Consider the following 16,606-nt stretch of genomic DNA (forward strand, 5'->3'; position numbering starts at 1 on the left):
GGGGGCGCCCCGCCCCCCCCCGCCGCCCCCCCCCCCCCCCCCCGGCCCCCCCCCCCCCCCCCCCCCCCCCCCCCACTACCAGGCTATCCGCCGGCCATGGGACGGCATGGTCTTTCCCGCGCAAACGGAATCGAAACACGCTCAAACCCAAGCAGCGCGACAATGTGCCGTTCCTGTTGCCACAGACTGAATACGCTGTAATTGCTCACCCGAATCGCACCCCGCGGAACAAAATCGCCCTGTACCCGGTCAATCTTGTTGCGGCGCAGGACGGCTTTTTCGGACTGAGTCCTTACCATGCGTAATTCCTATCATTTGAAACCATCTGTCCAAGGTGTTGCTGCAATGACGGTTTCCGCCCAGTTCCAAATCGATTACCTGCAGTACCTGGATGCCGACGGCAACCTGGTACGTGAAGACCTTCCCGCCTCGCTGCGTGAGCCACGCTCGCTGCTGCCGATGTTCAAGCAGATGCTGGCCACGCGGGTGTTCGACACCAAGGCCGTGGCGCTGCAGCGCACCGGCAAGCTCGGCACCTTTGCCTCCTGCCTGGGCCATGAAGCGGCCCACGTCGGCATCGGCGCGGCCATGAAGAGCGGCGACGTGTTCGCCCCCAGCTACCGCGAGTACGGCGCCATGTTCATGCGCGGCGTGCGCCCGCGCGACGTCCTGATGTACTGGGGCGGCGACGAGCGCGGCAGCGACTACGACCGCGACAGCGATGCGGTCCGCGATTTCCCCATCTGCGTACCGATCTCGACCCAGTGCCTGCACGCGGCCGGTTCGGCGCTGTCGTTCAAGCTGCGCAACATGCCGCAGGTCGCGGTCAGCGTCTGCGGTGATGGCGGCAGCTCCAAGACCGACTTCTACGCCGCGGTGAACTCGGCCGGCGCCTACAAGCTGCCGCTGATCCTGTGCGTGGTGAACAACGGCTGGGCCATCTCGGTACCGCGCTCGGCCCAGACCGGCGCTGAAACCCTGGCCCAGAAGGGCCTGGCTGGCGGCCTGTTCTGCCTGCAGGTGGACGGCAACGACCTGATCGCGGTGATGGCGGCGATGGAACAGGCGCGCGAGCGTGCCCTGTCCGGCCAGGGCGGCACGGTGCTGGAACTGCTCACCTACCGCCTATCCGACCACACCACTGCCGACGACGCCCGCCGCTACCGCGACGACGCCGAAGTGAAGTCGGCCTGGTTGAATGAACCGCTGATCCGCCTGCGCAAGTACCTGACCGCGCGCGGCGTGTGGAGCGAGGAAGAAGAAAAGAACTGGATCGCCGAGTGCGGCACCCGCGTCGACGAGGAGGTCAACGCCTACCTCAACTGCCCGGTGCAGCCGGTCGAGGCGATGTTCGACTATCTGTATGCCGATCCGCCGCCGGACCTGCTGGCGCAGCGTGCTGCCGCCATCGCCCTGGAGCAGCGCCATGGATGACATCAAGCGCAATGCTGCCGTCACCTCGGCCAGCCACGATCACGGCGTCGCGCACAGCGCGGCGAGCAACAGCGGAGACACCCCGATGACAGCTACCCCGATCACCCTCATCGAAGCCGTCACCCAGGCCTTGGCCTGGGAAATGGAACATGACCCGTCGGTGTTGGTGCTGGGCGAGGACGTGGGCGTCAACGGCGGTGTGTTCCGCGCCACCGCCGGCCTGCAGCAGCAGTTCGGCGCGCAACGCGTGCTCGACACCCCGCTGGACGAAACCACCATCGCCGGCCTCACCGTCGGCCTGGCTGCGCAGGGCATGAAGCCGGTGGCCGAAGCCCAGTTCGATGGCTTCGTCTACCCGATGGTCGATCACCTGATCTGCCACGCCGCGCGCCTGCGCAACCGTACACGTGGCCGCCTGCATTGCCCGATGGTGCTGCGCGTGCCGTGGGGCGGTGGCATCCGCGCGCCGGAACACCACAGCGAAGCCAACGAAGCCATCTTCACCAATGTGCCGGGCATGCGCGTGGTGCTGCCGTCCAGCCCGCAGCGCGCCTATGGCCTGCTGCTGGCCGCGATCCGGGAGCCGGATCCGGTGATCTACATGGAGCCCAAGCGCATCTACCGCCAGTACAAGGAAGTGGTCGTCAATGACGGCGAAGCACTGCCGCTGGACGTCTGCTTCGTGCTGCGTGACGGCACCGACGTAACCCTGGTCACCTGGGGTGCACAGGTCAAGGAAGCGCTGGAAGCCGCCGACAAACTGGCCGGTGAAGGCATCAGTGCCGAAGTCATCGACGTGGCCACGCTGCGCCCGCTGGATTTCGCCACCATCGCCGAATCGGTGGCCAAGACCGGCCGCTGCGTGATCGTGCAGGAAGCGCCGAAGACCGCTGGTTTTGGCGCCGAAATCGCCGCGCGCCTGGCCGAAGAGTCGATCTACGACCTGCTGGCACCGGTCGAGCGCGTTGCCGGTTATGACACCCACATCCCGTTGTTCCGCCTGGAGATGAAGTACCTGCCCAGCGTGGAGCGGATCGTGACCGCCGCCAAGCGTGCGGTCGCGGTGGGCTGACATGCTGGCACGCTTGATTGGCAGCTACCGCAGCCAATACCGCAACCCCCTGCAGTTCAGGACCGGGCAGATCGTCGAGCTCGGTGTACGCGACGAGGAATGGCCGGCCTTCGCCTGGGTGAAAACCAGCGAAGGCAGCGCCGGCTGGGCGCCGGTGGCCTGGTTGCAGGTATTGGACGATGGCCGCGCCGAGGCGCTGCGCGATTACAGCGCACGCGAACTGGACGTGGACCGGGGTGAGCAGGTACGACTGCATCACGAACATGGTGGCTGGTGGTGGTCCGAGCGCGCCGATGGCGCGCAGGGCTGGCTGCCAGCGCGCGAACTTGAATTGCTGGAAGAGAAACTCACATGAGCCAGACCAAGAATTTCAACCTGCCCGACCTGGGCGAAGGCCTGCCGGACGCGACCATCGTTGAGTGGTTCGTCAAGGAAGGCGACGTGATCAAGCTCGACGAGCCGCTGGTGGCCATGGAAACCGCCAAGGCCGTGGTCGAAGTGCCCTCGCCCTACTCCGGCAAGGTACTGAAGCTGGCTGGCGGCGCTGGCGACATTGTTGTGACCGGCCACGTGCTGGCGAGTTTCGAGCTCGACCCCAACCTGCCGCAGCGCGCGGAAGGCCAGGACACCGGCCATCACCACGGCGCACCGGCCGAAGCCGCGCCCGCGCCTGCCGCAGCCCCGGCACCGGTCGCTGCCGCCGAACGCGCCGACGAAGGCACCGTGGTCGGCGCAATGGTCAGCTCCAATGCCGTGCACACCGAACAGGCCGTGGCCGTCGGCGGCGTCAAGGCGGTGCCGGCCGTGCGTGCGATGGCCCGCAAGCTGGGCGTCGATCTGGCCCGCGTCCGCGCCACCGGCGCCGAAGGCGCGGTGACCATGAACGATGTGAAGCAGGCTGCGGCAAATCCGTCCGCCCTGCTCCCCTCTCCCACCGGGACAGTGGCCGGGGGTTCGATCGCTACTGCAGCCGCCGTACCCTCACCCCAACCCCTCTCCCAGGGGGAGAGGGGCTCAAGTGCTCGCACCCCGCTGTCTGCTGCTGGCAAGCCGATGCGTACCGCCCCTCCGGGTGTGGTCGCCAAGGGTCAGCCGGAACCGCTCAAGGGCGTGCGCCGCAACATGGCGCGGGTGATGGCCGATGCGCACAGCAAGGTCGTGCCGACCACGCTCAGCGACGACGCCGACATCCATGCCTGGGCGCCGGGCAACGACATGACCTCGCGTCTGGTCCGCGCCATCGTCAGCGCCTGCCAGGCGGTGCCGGCCATGAATGCCTGGTTCGACGGTGACAACCTCACCCGCACCCTGCATGCCCAGGTCGACATCGGCATCGCCGTCGATACCGACGACGGCCTGTTCGTACCGGCCCTGCGTAATGCCGACATGCTGGATGCACGTGGCGTGCGCGAAGGCATCAACCGTCTGCGCCAGCAGGTGGAAGACCGTTCGATCGCCCCGTCGGAGCTGAGCGGCTACACCATCAGCCTGTCCAACTTCGGCATGTTCGCCGGCCGCTATGCCACTCCGGTGGTGGTGCCGCCGTGCGTGGCCATCGTTGCCGCCGGCCGTGCCCGCTTCCAGGTCACCCCGGTGATGGGCGGCATTGAAACCCACAAGGTCATCCCGTTGTCGGTCACCTTCGATCACCGCGCCTGCACCGGCGGCGAAGCGGCGCGCTTCCTGCGCGTGCTGATCGATGATCTGGCGAAGATTCACTGACAGTTTCTTGATAGCGTTATTTGGGGCCCGCAGCGATGCGGGCCTTTTTTTGGCTTGGCGTTTGCCCTGGGTTTGCTTGTGACCTGCTTTGGGTTCGCTTGCTAGAAGCTTCCCCTCACCCCAACCCCTCTCCCGCAGGCGGGAGAGGGGCTCGGACCGCTCGCGCTCGCAGTGCACTAGCCCCTCTCCCGCTTGCGGGAGAGGGGTTGGGGTGAGGGCTGCTCTTGATCTTGGTCTTTCGCCCAATCAATACCGGCCCAAAACATCACCCACCTGTAACGCCACGCCAGAATTCCAGCGCTACGATTGCCCCACCCACATCTACAAGCAAAGCCACCATGGGCACCTGGACCTGCAGCAACTGCAAGGAAGTGAACGAAGACAACTTCGACCAGTGCTGGAAATGCGGCACCCATGCCGACGGCGCACCACCTCCACGCGACTTCCAGCCTGAGGCCGGGCGCAGCTGGATGCAGCCACCACGGTTGATCGACTGTCCGCGTTGCCCTGGCATGCGCATGGAATTCATCGGCCGCAAGCGCTTCCACGAAGGCTCGCAGGCCATGCCCTTCCTGCTGGGTGATATCGGCGAGCTGTTCGTCAACCGCGAGGAATTCGACCTGCATGCCTGCCCGAGCTGCGGCAAGGTGGAGCTGTTCCTGTCCAATCGCGTACGCTGAGCACCGCAACCATCCACGGGCCGACGATGCGTTTCCAGCGCTGCTTGATCCTGCTGTTCGTGGCGATGTACCTGCTGATGCTGCTCGGCGGTGCCGTGCTCAAACCCGGCTACTCACCGCTATCGCAGTACATCAGCGAACTCGGCGCGACCGGCAGCGCGCATGCACAGGTGATCAGCCTGCTCGGCTTCATTCCAGTCGGCGTCCTCGCTGCACTGCTGCTGTTCGCGTTCGCACGGACGGTGCCAGTACGTGGTGCCAGTCGCTTCGGCTATTGGCTGCTGCTTTGCGAACCGCTGGCATGGACAGGCTCCGCGCTGGCGCCCTGCGACCTCGGTTGCCCGATTGGCGGCAGCCTGTCGCAATCACTGCATACCCTGCTCGGCGTGTTCACCTATCTGGGCACCGCACTCGGTCTGGTGTTGTTGGCAAGCGCACCGGCAATACGACCAGGCACGCGCGTGCTGTGGATCGGTCTGGCGGGACTCTGGCTGCTGCTGTTCGTGTTGATGGGGCTGGAGCCATTGCACGCATGTCGTGGACTGCTGCAACGCTTGGCCGAATGGAGTGTGTACAGCGTGTTGTGCATCAGTGCATGGCGATTGAGCGCTTCTGCACCTGTTGCCGACAATGCGATAACACGCGCCCGCCAATAGCGGGTGTACGCTGCGCTCCCGTGTCACCGGAGCATCCGCATGAGCCACCGCAGCCGCCTGGCCGGTTTCATCATTGATTGCCAGGGCACCGACAGCGATGCCGCCGCCGCGTTCTGGGCGCCCGCACTCGGTCTGAAAGCCGAGCCCGGCTACACCGAGGACGATGGCGCGCAATATGCCGAACTGTTGGGCGCCCCCGCTGACCTGCATGTTGAAGTGCAACGCGTCGATCATGCCCCACGCGTGCATCTGGATATAGAAGCCGACGATATCGATGCCGAAGCTGACCGGCTTGAAGCGTTGGGCGCACGCCGCATCGGCAAGGTCAAACGCTGGTGGGTGATGGAAGCACCTACCGGCCATCGCTTCTGCATCGTGCAGATGAAACATCCGGAACGTGGCGCACCGCCCAATACCTGGAAGTAGCGCCGAATTTTCACGACAGCAGGCCTTGCGATGTGCTGGAATGCCGCCCCGACTTCAACGAGGCAACAGCATGGGTTTGATCACCGGAATGATCGTGGGTGCACTTGGCGGCTTGGCCCTGGTCAACATCCTGGCATTGATGGCAAGGAACAGCGGCAGGCCGCATGACCTCACCAGCTTCAGCTCCGACGAGAATGTAACGGCCAAGGTTGATGCCTGGGCAGGCCAGCAGGGTTACCGTCTGGTCCGCGACATCGATGGCACCCGCGTGTACCGCAAGGGCAACAACATCCTGACCTCGCCGATGTATCTGGAACTGAGCCAGGACGTGAACAAGTACAGCATCAAGAGCTATACCCAGATCAACGGCTTCATCCTCCGTGGCGATATGGCGCTCACCGGCGATACCTTCATCGCCAAGCTGCCGCGATCGATGGCCAAAAAGGCGCAGAACATCCTGTTCGCGTCCTTGAACGTGCCCGGCCTGCCCTGACCACGGACTCGCGCGTTGGCCACCTTCAATGCAACAGCGGGATAATGTGGGCCCTGAGTCCACCGGAACCGCAGCAATGAATTCCCCCGCTTCCCTGCAGGACGCACGTGTGCTGGTTGCCGGTGGCAGCCGCGGCATAGGCCTGGCCATCGCCCAGGCCTTTGCCCGCGAAGGCGCGCACGTGAGCATCTGCGCGCGTGGTACAGCAGCACTGCAGCAGGCTGGCGAACAGCTGCTGGGCGACGGCGCAGCTGCCGCGCACACGCAGCAATGTGACCTCGCCGACCCGGCGCAGATCCAACGCTGGATTGATGCGGCTGCGGCCGCATTGGGTGGCGTCGATATCCTCATCAACAACGCCTCCGGCTATGGCAACGGCAATGACGATGCCAGCTGGCAGGCCGGCTTCGATATCGACCTGATGGCTGCGGTGCGCGCCAACCGCAGTGCCCTGCCGCATCTGCGCTTGAGCACGATGCCGGCCATCCTCAACATCAGCTCGATCAATGCCTCGGTGCCGACGCCGCGCGCAGCGGCCTACTCCGCCGCCAAGGCCGCGTTGAATTACTACACCACCAGCCTGGCCACCGAGTTGGCGCGCGAGCGCATCCGGGTCAACGCGCTGGCACCGGGCTCGATCGAATTCCCCGGTGGACTGTGGGAGCAGCGTCGCAGCAGCGCCCCCGAACTCTACGAACAGATCCGCACCAGGATCCCGTTCGGCGGCTTCGGCAATGTCGAGGATGTGGCCAACACCGCCGTGTTCCTGTGCTCACCCGCAGCGCGTTGGATCACCGGCCAGGTGCTAGCGGTGGATGGCGGGCAGTCGCTGCCGGCGTAACAAGATTGTGGGAACCGCTGTTTGTAGGAGCGGGGGGGGGGGGGGGGGGGGGGGGCGGGCCAAGAAGCAACCAGCGCGGGCGGCGCGGGGCCCCCCCAACCCACCCCGCCCCCCCCCCGCGCCCCCCCCCCCCGGGCCCCCCCCCCCCCCCCCCCCCCCCCCCCAAACAACAACGCCGCTCAAGCGACTCACACCAACTCCGCCGACCCAACCACCCGCACACCCGGCTGCGGATCCAACACTGCCTGCACCAGCGCATCGGCGATCCGCGTAGCCGGATTGATCCGCCATGCCCGCGGCAGCACCGGCGCCAGCGCCCCCAGCACCACGCTGGCCAGATGCTCGCCGGCACGCCGCTCGGCGCGGTCGCCGCCAATCAGGCCCGGGCGTACCAAGGTCAATGAAGCAAACCCCAGCGCGCGAAGATCCTGCTCCAGCTCGCCCTTGACCCGGCTATAGAACACCAGCGAACGCGGATTGGCACCGGCCGCCGAGTTCAACGCAAACACCTCGCAGCCGTTGGCCCGTACCGCCTGCGCGATCGCCAAGGGATAGCCATGGTCGATCTGCCGGAAGGCCTCGCGCGAGCCGGCCTGCTTCATCGTCGAGCCCAGTGCACAGACCACCGCATCCACCTGCCAGCCCGGTGCCACCGCCGCCAACCCGGCGAAATCCAGCACTGGATTGAGCAACCTGGGGTCGGTGCGCGCCAGCGCGCGCCGGGTCGGTGCCACCACGCCACTGCAGCGTGGGTCGGACAGCAGGCGCTGCAATACCTGCGCCCCGACCAGACCGGTCGCGCCAGCCAGCAATACCCGCATGATGTGCTCCTGTGATCGGCTGCCATTCAAGCCGGCTGCTACCTTGCCGATAATGGGGCTTGGACACCACCTCCGGCTGCGCACAGGCGCCGCCGCAACCCGCCCGGACCCCTGCGCAATGGCCGACAGCCCCGACGACTCCTCCGCTTCCCGCAGCAGCGGGCTGGGCCGCATCCTGTCCCGGCGCACCGCGCCACAGGCGGCTGCAGCGGTCGAGGTCGTGGCCAACGGGAACGCTGGCATGGCGATGCTGCAGCGCCTTTTCATTGGCGCCAACGCACCGGAACCGGTGTTGGCGGCCTTCGCCCAGGGCATGTGCACCCTGCCCGGTGAACTCGGCGACATGGGCCAGCGCCTGCACAGCGCACACGCCGAACAGGACTGGGAGCGCTACGGCCGCCTGCTGCGGCAGTTGATCGACAAGTACATCCGCACCGTCGAGTTGGAAGCCTCCCACACCAGCAACAGCCAGGCCGAACAGCTGCGCGACATGCTGCGCGACACCCTCGGTGCCGTGCTGGCCAGCCTGATGCAGCAGTCGCCCGAGCTCGAACAGCAGGCCCAGCGCATGGGCGAGGAACTGCGCACCTGGCGCAGCGGCCAACCCTTGCAGCCGGTGGCCATCCATCTGCGCGAGCTTTGCCACCAGGTCGGCGTGCGCAGCAGCAGCCTGCAGGAACAGCGCGACCTGCTGCTCAACCTGTTCGACATGCTGCTGGAGAACATCTCCGAACTGCTCGATGGCGACAGCTGGCTGCAGGGCCAGATCCGCTCGATCCGGCAACTGCTGGCCGGGCCACTGGACGCCAACTCGCTGGAGCAGACCCGCAACGATCTGCGCGAGGTGATCTACCGGCAAGGGCTGCTGCGCGAAGGCATCGATCAATCCAAGCAGGCGATGAAGGACCTGATGGTGGACTTCGTGACGCAGGTGGACGGCATGGTCACCGAGACCGGCGAATTCCACGATCGCATCGCCAGCTATTCCATTGCCGTACGCCAGACCCGCAGCATCTCCGACCTGACCCAGCTGCTGCAGGATGTGCTGCAGGACACCGCCCGGGTACAGGCACAGGCCGCACGCGCGCGCGATCATCTGGCCAATGCCCGCGCCGAGGCCAAGGCCGCCGAGCAGCGCGTGCAGCAGCTGGAACGTGAGCTGGAAGAAGCCGGCAGCCAGCTGCGTACCGATCCGCTGACCGGCGCCCTCAACCGCCGCGGCCTGGAGCAGCAACTGGGCGAGCTGCTTGCCGACCACAGCACGCCGCTTAGTCTGGCCATGATCGACCTGGACCACTTCGGCCAGACCAATGCCCAGCACGGCCACGCCGGCGGCGACCAGGCCCTGCGTCACCTGGTGGCCGTGACCCAGCAACGCCTGCGCGGCCGCGACTGCATCGCCCGCCTCGGCGGCGACGAATTCGTGCTGGTACTGCCCGGGCTCAGCCGCGCCGCTGCACTGGAAACCCTGCAGCAACTGCAGCAGCAGCTGGCGCAGCGCCCGTTCCTGCATGAAGAACAGCGCGTGCAGGTCCGTTTCAGCGCCGGCGTCGCCCAGGCCCAGCCCGGCGAGTCCCTGCAGGCGCTGCTGCAGCGCGCCGACCAGGCCCTGTATGCGGCCAAGCGCGTAGGCCGCAACCAGGTTCTGCCCGCCGCCTGAGCGGCAATCTGCTCACAGCTGTGATATTTGCTGCGCTGGTGCGAATCACCAAGGCATGGACATCACCGCGACCACCCCCATCGCCGAGCAGCAACAGCGCTTTGCCCAGTTGCTGGCCCAGCACCAGGGCATCGTGCTCAAGGTCGCGCGTGGCTATTGCGCGCAGCGCGACGACCGCAGCGACCTGATCCAGGAAATCAGCACCCAGGCCTGGCGCGCCTTCCCGGCCTTTGATCCGCAACGGGCGCAGTTCAGCACCTGGCTGTACCGCATCGCCTTGAACACCGCCATCTCGCAGCTGCGCAGCCGTGAGCTGCGCCGCCAATATCACAGCGACGTGGCGCTGGAAGACGACCTGGCCAGCATCGCCGACAACGCCGAGGACAACGCCAGCCTGGCCCAGCTCAACCAGCTGATACATCGCTTGCCGGCACTGGATCGCGCCTTGCTGTTGCTGCATCTGGACGACTGCAGCCACCGTGAAATAGGCGATGTGCTGGGCATCAGCGCCAGCAACGCCGCCACCCGCCTGCACCGGCTGCGCCAGCAACTGCGCAGCCAGTTCGCCCCCACCGACACCACGCGAGGCTGACCTCATGGAACTCGACGAACTCAAGGCCGCCTGGGCACAGCAGGCGCAACGTATCGACCAGCTGGAAGTGCTGGCGCTGCAGGCATGGCAGCAGCCGCGCCAGGCCGACGTGCGGCGCCGGCTGCGCTGGTTCAGTGGCCTGCAGCTGGCTTGGCTGCTGGTGTGGATCGTGGTGACCGTGCTGGCGGCCAGCTTCTGGGTGGAGCACCGTCAGATGCCGCAGCTGCTGCTAAGCGGGCTGGCCGTGCATATCTACGGCATCGCCGCGATCTGGGTATCGGTGACCCGCGCCTTGTTGGCGCTGCACGCAGATGCGGCCGGGGCACCAGTGTTGATCCAGCAGCAACGGCTGGCGCGGCTGCGCCGCTTCACCGCGCTCAGCGAGCTTGGCCTGGGCCTGCCGTGGTTCTGCCTATGGCTGCTGGCGCTGCAATGCCTGTGCGTGCAGTGGCTGGGACTGGACCTGTACGCGATGGCGCCAGCGTGGTTCCTCGGCACTTTGGGCTTCGGCGTGGTGGTGATGCTGGCTAGCGTCGCGGCCGCACGCTGGGCGATGCAACGCTTGCCGGCCAGTCATCGCCTGCAACGCTTGCTGGACAGCCTGTCCGGGCAATCGTTGGCCCGCGCGCAGCAGCAGTTGCGGGAGTTGGAACAGGGCCTGCAGTGAACTGCTGTTGTGTTGCTGCCTTGTGGGAGCGGCGTAAGCCGCGAAGCTGACAATCTTTCAGATACCGCCAACGTCGGCACCATTGCTGATGCCTGAAGCATTCCCTGCTTCGCGGCTGACGCCGCTCCCACAATCAAGGCAGGAATGCCGGCTTCAATGCGCCGCTTTCGCCCCACGCATACGCTGGATCATGGTCACCACGGTCAACACCACTGCGCCGATGATGATGCCCACCACCATGCTGCCCAGTGCGTTGGCCAGCCACTCCAGATTGGCCGGTGCCAGCCCGACCACGAAGTGGTGCAGTGCCGGAATCGCGTGCACCAGGATGCCGCCGCCAACCAGGAACATCGCTGCGGTGCCGGCAATCGACAGGCCGCGCATCAACCATGGCGTGGCATACAACAGGCCGCGTCCAAGCGCCGCCAGCGCGCGGCCCTTGTCCAGCAGCCAGGCGCCGATATCGTCGAGCTTGACGATGCCGGCAACCAGGCCATAGACGAACACTGTCATGCCCAGCGCGATCACGATCAGGGTCGCTACCTGCTGTGCAAACGGATGGTTCGATACCACCCCCAGCGACAGCACGATGATCTCCGCCGACAGGATGAAGTCGGTGCGCACCGCGCCCTTGATCTTGTCCTTCTCGAACGCAACCAGATCCACCTTCTCATCGGCCATGGCCTTCAAGCGCTCGGCCTTGTGCGCCTCATCCTCATCCTTGGAATGCAGGAACTTGTGCGCCAGCTTTTCCACGCCTTCGTAACAGAGGAAGGCACCGCCGATCATCATCAGTGGGGTGATCGCCCACGGCAGCCATGCACTGATCGCCAAGGCCGCCGGCACCAGGATCGCCTTGTTGACCAGTGAGCCCTTGGCCACCGCCCACACCACCGGCAACTCACGGTTGGCAGTGACGCCGGTTACCTGCTGCGCGTTCAAGGCCAGATCATCACCGAGCACACCGGCGGTCTTCTTGGCGGCGACCTTGGTGAGGATGGAGACGTCATCCAGCAACGCGGCAATATCGTCGAGCAGGGCAAACAGGCTGGCTCCAGCCATGGGTCACCGTAAGGTCATAGGACAGGGGAAGGGAGGATTCTCACTCATTCGCGGCTGGATCGGGGCATGGGACCACGTATTCACCCACCGGCAACCCGGCTGCGGCCACACTGCAGCTTCGGCCGCCAGGAACACCCCCGCTTGATGGACCCGACCAACAGCGACAACCCGACCACCGTCGGCGGCAACAGCCGGCGCCAGCAGATCGTGCGGCTGCTGCTGCGCTACCGCAGTTCGGGGGTGTTCTCCGGCATCTCGCTGGATGGCGAAATCCCGCGCCTGGGCCGGCCGCCGGCCGCCGGCAATCCCACCCAGTTCGTCGCTGACCTGGAAGCGCTTGGCACCACCTTCGTCAAACTGGGCCAGGTGCTGTCGACCCGCCCGGACATGATCCCGCCCGAATACGTGGCCGCGCTGGAACGCATGCAGGAAAAAGTCGCGCCGATCCCGGTGGAACAGATCCGCGCGGTGATCGAGGACGAGCTGGGCGCGCCGGTCAGCAAGCTGTTTGCCTGGTTCGACCCGCAGCCGCTGGGCAGCGCCTCCATCGCCCAGGTCCACCAGGCCGAGCTGCACGATGGCCGCCAGGTTGCCATCAAGGTTCAGAAGCCCGATGTCGCCGCCCAGCTGCGTTCGGATATCGGTGTGCTGCGCAGCTTCGCCACTGCCGCCGATCACCTGACCCGGGTAGGCCGCAAGGTGCGCTTCTCCGACTGGCTTGGCGAGTTCGCCAAGACCCTGCGCATGGAGCTGGACTACGAGGCCGAGGCCGCCAACCTGGCGCGTTTCGGCCAGCATCTGGCACCCTACCCCGAACTGTGGATACCGCAACCGGTGTGGGACCTGTGTGGACGCCGCGTGCTGACCATGGAACTGGTGCAGGGCGTGCGGGTGGATGCGATCCCACCGGTGCGCCGCACCGAGCAGTCAATGGTGCCGCTGGCCGCCGCACTCGTACGCGGCTATCTGGACCAGATCTTCGTGCATGGCGAAATCCATGCCGATCCGCATCCCGGCAATCTGCGCGTCACCCCCGAAGGCCGGCTGGCGATCTTCGACCTGGGCATGGTCGCGCATGTGCCGCCACGGCTGCGCCAGCGCCTGCTCAAGGTATTGTTCGCCGCAGTGGATGGCCGCGGCGAGGAAGTGGCCGACGAGATCATCGGCATCAGCACCCGGCTGGAGGACTACGACGAGGAGCGCTATCTGCGCGAGACCGGGCAGATGATTGCCCGCTACGCTGCCAATGGCACCTTGTCCGAAGGCCATGTGGTGCTGGAGATCGTGCGCATCGCCACCTCCAGCAACCTGCGCACGCCACCGGAGCTGAGCCTGCTCGGCAAGGCGCTGCTCAATCTGGAAGGCGTGTGCCGCTTCCTGGCACCGGAGATGCAAACACGCAAGGTCGTAGAGCGGCAGCTGCAGCATGTGATGCGCGCACATTTCCGCAAGTCGTTCTCGGCGGCCAACCTGGCCAGTGAGGCGATGGAGCTGCAGCAGCTGCTGCGCAACGGGCCGCGCCGCATGTCCGACATCCTCAGCGTGCTGGCCGAGAACCGGCTGCAGATGAAGGTCACCGGCCTGGACGAGTCGCGGCTGATGGAGAACATCCAGAAAGTTGCCAACCGCATTGCAGCAGGCTTGATCACCGCTGCACTGCTGCTGTCCTCGACATTGTTGATGCGCGTGCCGACACGCTGGACGCTGTTCGGCTACCCGGCCTTTGCGATGCTGCTGTTCCTGCTCGGCGTGATCATCGGTCTTGGACTGATTGTCAGCTCACTGCTGTTCGATCGCCGCACAAGGGCACGGGCACGCGAAGAGCGCGGACACCGCTGAGCACGGCGGTATCACCGTAGCCCGGGTAAGCACAGCGCACCCGGGAGCACAGGGTGCATGCAGCAATACAACAGCAGTGTGATGCGCGCTTGCCTTGAACGGGCGCAGACAAGCGCAGGTCATCTCCCTTCGATCATTCCCTGCCCCGGGTGCGCTGCGCTTACCCGGGCTACGTGGGTGCATTGCCAGTTGAATTGCAGCTGCAGAATCGACAGCAGACGTTGCAGTAACGGGAGTGAGGCAAAAAAGCACACTCTCTCACCGCAACTCACAGCTTTCGACGTACAGCACATAGCGTGCAACTGATGATGAATGCAGCTGCGCCGTCCCAACATTTCAGTCAGGTTACGGCAGGCAAGATCCAGATGCTTCTGCCACAACACTGAAACAACAGTGTGTAGAGCGATGACGGCCTAGGCCGTCGCCCCTGTCTCCGCTACCCACGTGACCGCATGCATTGGATCATCTGGCTGTCTCTGGCAGCACTGTTCGTATTGTTGATGTTGTCACCCACCCTGGCCCGCGTGAAGGCAGGTCTTCTATCGCTGCTGTTGTTGGCACTGAGCAGCTGGTGGCTGATCGACAAACTCAGCGGCGATGGCATCAACTCGGCCACGCTGTACCACCTGCGCAGCGACATGGAAGGTGCCGGCGTTGGCGACTTCAGCGCCTACATCATCGGCTTCATCGGCCTGGTGATCATCTCGCTGACCCCGTTGCTGTTGCTGCGCGTGCGTCGCCTGCAGCGCCCACGCCATGGCGTGGCAGTGTTCGGCGGCTTCGCCGCACTGCTACTGACAACATTGCTGCTCAGCCCGTTGTACACCGACGGCAAGCGCATCTATCAGCAGATGCAGCCAGTGGACTACAGCGCGGTAGCGCCGGAATACCAGTTGCCATCAAAACCGCTGGCGCAGCGGCCGAACATCGTCTGGATCTATGGCGAGAGCCTGGAACGCACCTATTTCAACGAAGACGTCTTCCCGGGCTTGATGCCCAACCTGACCCGGCTGGCGGGCGAAGGCCTGGATTTCCGCAACATCGCCTCGGCCGACGGCAGTGGCTGGACCATCGCCGGCCTGGTGTCCTCCATGTGTGGCGTGCCGCTGACCACCGCGCAGGGCGACGAAAACAGCATGGGCCGGATGGGACGCTTCCTGCCTGAAGCCTTCTGCCTTGGCGACTATCTGAAGCAGCAGGGCTATAGCAACCACTACATGGGCGGCGCCAACGGGCAATTCGCGGCCAAGGCGGACTTCCTCAACTCGCATGGTTTTGACGACGTGCGCGATCTGGAATGGTTCCAGCAGCAGAACATCGCCAAGCGGCATTTCTCCAATTGGGGCGTGCACGATGACGTGCTGCTGGACCGCGCCTACGAACGTTTCCAGGAACTGTCCGAGCGCGGCCAGCCCTTCATGCTTACCGCGCTGACCATGGACACCCACCACCCGGCCGGGCATCTGCCGGTTGCCTGCAAGAACACCCGCTACCGCAGCGCACACGGCAATATCGGCCTGCTCAATGCGCTCAAGTGCAGTGATCGCTTGATCTCGCGCCTGGTCGATCGCATCCGCAGCAGCGCATTCGCCGACAATACGCTGGTGGTGGTGGCCTCGGATCATCTGGCCATGCCCAATGACCTGAGCCATGTGCTGGAGAAGCAGAAGCGCGAGAACCTGCTGCTGTTCCTCGGCAACAAGCTGCAGCCGCGGCAGATCGTTGCGCAGGCGGGCACCACGCTGGACTCGGGTGCTACCGCGCTGCAGCTGCTGGATCCTGCGATCGATGCGATCGGCTTTGGCCGCTCGCTGTTGAAGCCGGCACCCGCGGCCAGTGCCAGCGTAGCGGCCACCAGCGGTGATACGAGGACCTACGCGCGCTATAGCGCGTTCGCACGCTCGCTGTGGCTGGGTGAACAGACCCGCATGCTGCGGCTGGATGACGACCAGGTACTGGTCGGCGTACAGAAGGTGCAGCCACCTGTATTGCTGGAATACGACCAGCAGTGGGACCTGAAATCCGTGTACCTGGAGAACACGTCACGCAAGTTCGAGGAGGCCGATCCGCAACATCGCCTGGCCTATGTCGATCGCTGCACCGCGTTTGAAGATGGCTCGGCCGATGGCCAATGGTGCGCCTTGCTGCTGGACAGCGATCAGGGCATGCGCCTGTACCGCGATGCGCAGCTGCGCCGTGGCATCGCTGTGGATGCGCCCTTGCAGGCGTTCAGCGGGCCACGCCCGAGCGTGCGTCAATCACGCATGATCAGCCGCCAGCCGCGCCACACCAGTCCCGGCCAATACGTACTGGAGCTGTATGCCGCACAGCGCCCGCAGCGCGGCTTCTGGGTGGAAGCGGTGGCATCAAAGCGCAACGTGGTGGTGGCACAGCAATGGGTACAGCCCGATAGCGAAGGCCGCATCCGCATGCCGCTGGGCGTGGACCGGGAGATCGATGACCTGGAGATCCGCGCCTGGCTCAATCACGCCGAGCAGTTGGCGGTCGACGACTATGCGCTGGTGCCGACCAGCGGTCATCCTAGGTCGTGACCGGTATTTGTGATTTTGTGATTTTGTGGGAGCGGTGTAAGCCGCGAAGCTGGCAATGTTGCAATCGCCATTGCAGTCGCAATCGAATG

General features: G+C 65.4%; 16 protein-coding genes. 14 read left to right on the top strand and 2 right to left on the bottom strand.

Annotated features, from left to right (window positions below; all coding sequences use genetic code 11):
* The first annotated feature begins 345 nt into the window (after positions 1-345).
* The 9 genes from pdhA (at position 346) to AC13FW_RS11565 (ending at position 7,324) form a co-directional block, all read left to right on the top strand.
* Entirely contained in the window at positions 346-1,434 is a 1,089-nt protein-coding gene (gene pdhA, locus AC13FW_RS11525) for a pyruvate dehydrogenase (acetyl-transferring) E1 component subunit alpha (protein ID WP_282273229.1), read from the top strand.
* Positions 1,427-2,506, top strand: coding sequence for an alpha-ketoacid dehydrogenase subunit beta (locus tag AC13FW_RS11530; protein WP_282273230.1), 1,080 nt, complete (start codon positions 1,427-1,429; stop codon positions 2,504-2,506). Before pdhA ends, AC13FW_RS11530 begins: the two co-directional genes overlap by 8 nt.
* Position 2,507: 1 nt before the next feature.
* Positions 2,508-2,861: an SH3 domain-containing protein gene (locus AC13FW_RS11535; RefSeq protein ID WP_282273232.1), complete on the top strand. Its 354-nt coding sequence runs from the start codon at positions 2,508-2,510 to the stop codon at positions 2,859-2,861.
* A complete protein-coding gene (locus AC13FW_RS11540) occupies positions 2,858-4,228 on the top strand; it encodes a dihydrolipoamide acetyltransferase family protein (protein WP_482989134.1) in 1,371 nt (456 codons plus the stop codon). Before AC13FW_RS11535 ends, AC13FW_RS11540 begins: the two co-directional genes overlap by 4 nt.
* A gap of 338 nt (positions 4,229-4,566) precedes the next feature.
* Complete coding sequence (locus AC13FW_RS11545; RefSeq protein WP_282273279.1) at positions 4,567-4,908, top strand: hypothetical protein; 342 nt, start codon at positions 4,567-4,569, stop codon at positions 4,906-4,908.
* 26 nt (positions 4,909-4,934) lie between these two features.
* Entirely contained in the window at positions 4,935-5,564 is a 630-nt protein-coding gene (locus AC13FW_RS11550) for a DUF998 domain-containing protein (protein ID WP_482989135.1), read from the top strand.
* A gap of 39 nt (positions 5,565-5,603) precedes the next feature.
* Entirely contained in the window at positions 5,604-5,990 is a 387-nt protein-coding gene (locus AC13FW_RS11555; protein ID WP_296246982.1) for a VOC family protein, read from the top strand.
* A gap of 70 nt (positions 5,991-6,060) precedes the next feature.
* A complete protein-coding gene (locus tag AC13FW_RS11560) occupies positions 6,061-6,483 on the top strand; it encodes a hypothetical protein (protein WP_482989136.1) in 423 nt (140 codons plus the stop codon).
* A gap of 76 nt (positions 6,484-6,559) precedes the next feature.
* Entirely contained in the window at positions 6,560-7,324 is a 765-nt protein-coding gene (locus AC13FW_RS11565; RefSeq protein ID WP_482989137.1) for an SDR family NAD(P)-dependent oxidoreductase, read from the top strand.
* 188 nt (positions 7,325-7,512) lie between these two features.
* Here the strand turns inward: AC13FW_RS11565 and AC13FW_RS11570 are convergent, their stop codons facing one another.
* Positions 7,513-8,145 carry an NAD-dependent epimerase/dehydratase family protein gene (locus AC13FW_RS11570; RefSeq protein WP_282273161.1) on the bottom strand — a complete coding sequence of 211 codons (633 nt, stop codon included), beginning with the start codon at positions 8,143-8,145 and terminating at the stop codon, positions 7,513-7,515.
* A gap of 118 nt (positions 8,146-8,263) precedes the next feature.
* On the opposite strand from AC13FW_RS11570, the gene AC13FW_RS11575 reads away from it, so the two are divergent.
* The 3 genes from AC13FW_RS11575 to AC13FW_RS11585 are packed head-to-tail and all read left to right on the top strand — an operon-like array spanning position 8,264 to position 11,064.
* A complete protein-coding gene (locus AC13FW_RS11575) occupies positions 8,264-9,805 on the top strand; it encodes a GGDEF domain-containing protein (protein WP_482989138.1) in 1,542 nt (513 codons plus the stop codon).
* 55 nt (positions 9,806-9,860) lie between these two features.
* Positions 9,861-10,397 carry an RNA polymerase sigma factor gene (locus AC13FW_RS11580; RefSeq protein ID WP_482989139.1) on the top strand — a complete coding sequence of 179 codons (537 nt, stop codon included), beginning with the start codon at positions 9,861-9,863 and terminating at the stop codon, positions 10,395-10,397.
* A gap of 4 nt (positions 10,398-10,401) precedes the next feature.
* Positions 10,402-11,064, top strand: a complete 663-nt coding sequence (locus tag AC13FW_RS11585) for a hypothetical protein (RefSeq protein WP_482989140.1) — start codon at positions 10,402-10,404, stop codon at positions 11,062-11,064.
* A gap of 153 nt (positions 11,065-11,217) precedes the next feature.
* Here the strand turns inward: AC13FW_RS11585 and AC13FW_RS11590 are convergent, their stop codons facing one another.
* Positions 11,218-12,126 carry a DUF808 domain-containing protein gene (locus AC13FW_RS11590; RefSeq protein WP_482989141.1) on the bottom strand — a complete coding sequence of 303 codons (909 nt, stop codon included), beginning with the start codon at positions 12,124-12,126 and terminating at the stop codon, positions 11,218-11,220.
* A gap of 144 nt (positions 12,127-12,270) precedes the next feature.
* On the opposite strand from AC13FW_RS11590, the gene AC13FW_RS11595 reads away from it, so the two are divergent.
* The gene (locus tag AC13FW_RS11595; RefSeq protein ID WP_282271459.1) at positions 12,271-13,965 is read left to right on the top strand and encodes an ABC1 kinase family protein; all 1,695 of its coding nucleotides are present in this window, start codon (positions 12,271-12,273) and stop codon (positions 13,963-13,965) included.
* Positions 13,966-14,417: 452 nt separating this feature from the next.
* A complete protein-coding gene (locus tag AC13FW_RS11600; protein ID WP_482989142.1) occupies positions 14,418-16,517 on the top strand; it encodes a phosphoglycerol transferase I in 2,100 nt (699 codons plus the stop codon).
* The last annotated feature ends 89 nt before the right edge of the window (positions 16,518-16,606 follow it).

This window comes from Stenotrophomonas sp. 21LCFQ19, assembly GCF_056861425.1.

Coding starts and splice junctions, on each gene's coding strand:
- AC13FW_RS11540 (WP_482989134.1), top strand. CDS start 2,858: ATGAGCCAGACCAAGAATTTCAACCTGCCCGACCTGGGCGAAGGCCTG.
- AC13FW_RS11595 (WP_282271459.1), top strand. CDS start 12,271: ATGGACCCGACCAACAGCGACAACCCGACCACCGTCGGCGGCAACAGC.
- AC13FW_RS11550 (WP_482989135.1), top strand. CDS start 4,935: ATGCGTTTCCAGCGCTGCTTGATCCTGCTGTTCGTGGCGATGTACCTG.
- AC13FW_RS11545 (WP_282273279.1), top strand. CDS start 4,567: ATGGGCACCTGGACCTGCAGCAACTGCAAGGAAGTGAACGAAGACAAC.
- AC13FW_RS11575 (WP_482989138.1), top strand. CDS start 8,264: ATGGCCGACAGCCCCGACGACTCCTCCGCTTCCCGCAGCAGCGGGCTG.
- AC13FW_RS11590 (WP_482989141.1), bottom strand. CDS start 12,126: ATGGCTGGAGCCAGCCTGTTTGCCCTGCTCGACGATATTGCCGCGTTG.
- AC13FW_RS11600 (WP_482989142.1), top strand. CDS start 14,418: ATGCATTGGATCATCTGGCTGTCTCTGGCAGCACTGTTCGTATTGTTG.
- AC13FW_RS11530 (WP_282273230.1), top strand. CDS start 1,427: ATGGATGACATCAAGCGCAATGCTGCCGTCACCTCGGCCAGCCACGAT.
- AC13FW_RS11580 (WP_482989139.1), top strand. CDS start 9,861: ATGGACATCACCGCGACCACCCCCATCGCCGAGCAGCAACAGCGCTTT.
- AC13FW_RS11585 (WP_482989140.1), top strand. CDS start 10,402: ATGGAACTCGACGAACTCAAGGCCGCCTGGGCACAGCAGGCGCAACGT.
- pdhA (WP_282273229.1), top strand. CDS start 346: ATGACGGTTTCCGCCCAGTTCCAAATCGATTACCTGCAGTACCTGGAT.
- AC13FW_RS11535 (WP_282273232.1), top strand. CDS start 2,508: ATGCTGGCACGCTTGATTGGCAGCTACCGCAGCCAATACCGCAACCCC.
- AC13FW_RS11565 (WP_482989137.1), top strand. CDS start 6,560: ATGAATTCCCCCGCTTCCCTGCAGGACGCACGTGTGCTGGTTGCCGGT.
- AC13FW_RS11555 (WP_296246982.1), top strand. CDS start 5,604: ATGAGCCACCGCAGCCGCCTGGCCGGTTTCATCATTGATTGCCAGGGC.
- AC13FW_RS11570 (WP_282273161.1), bottom strand. CDS start 8,145: ATGCGGGTATTGCTGGCTGGCGCGACCGGTCTGGTCGGGGCGCAGGTA.
- AC13FW_RS11560 (WP_482989136.1), top strand. CDS start 6,061: ATGGGTTTGATCACCGGAATGATCGTGGGTGCACTTGGCGGCTTGGCC.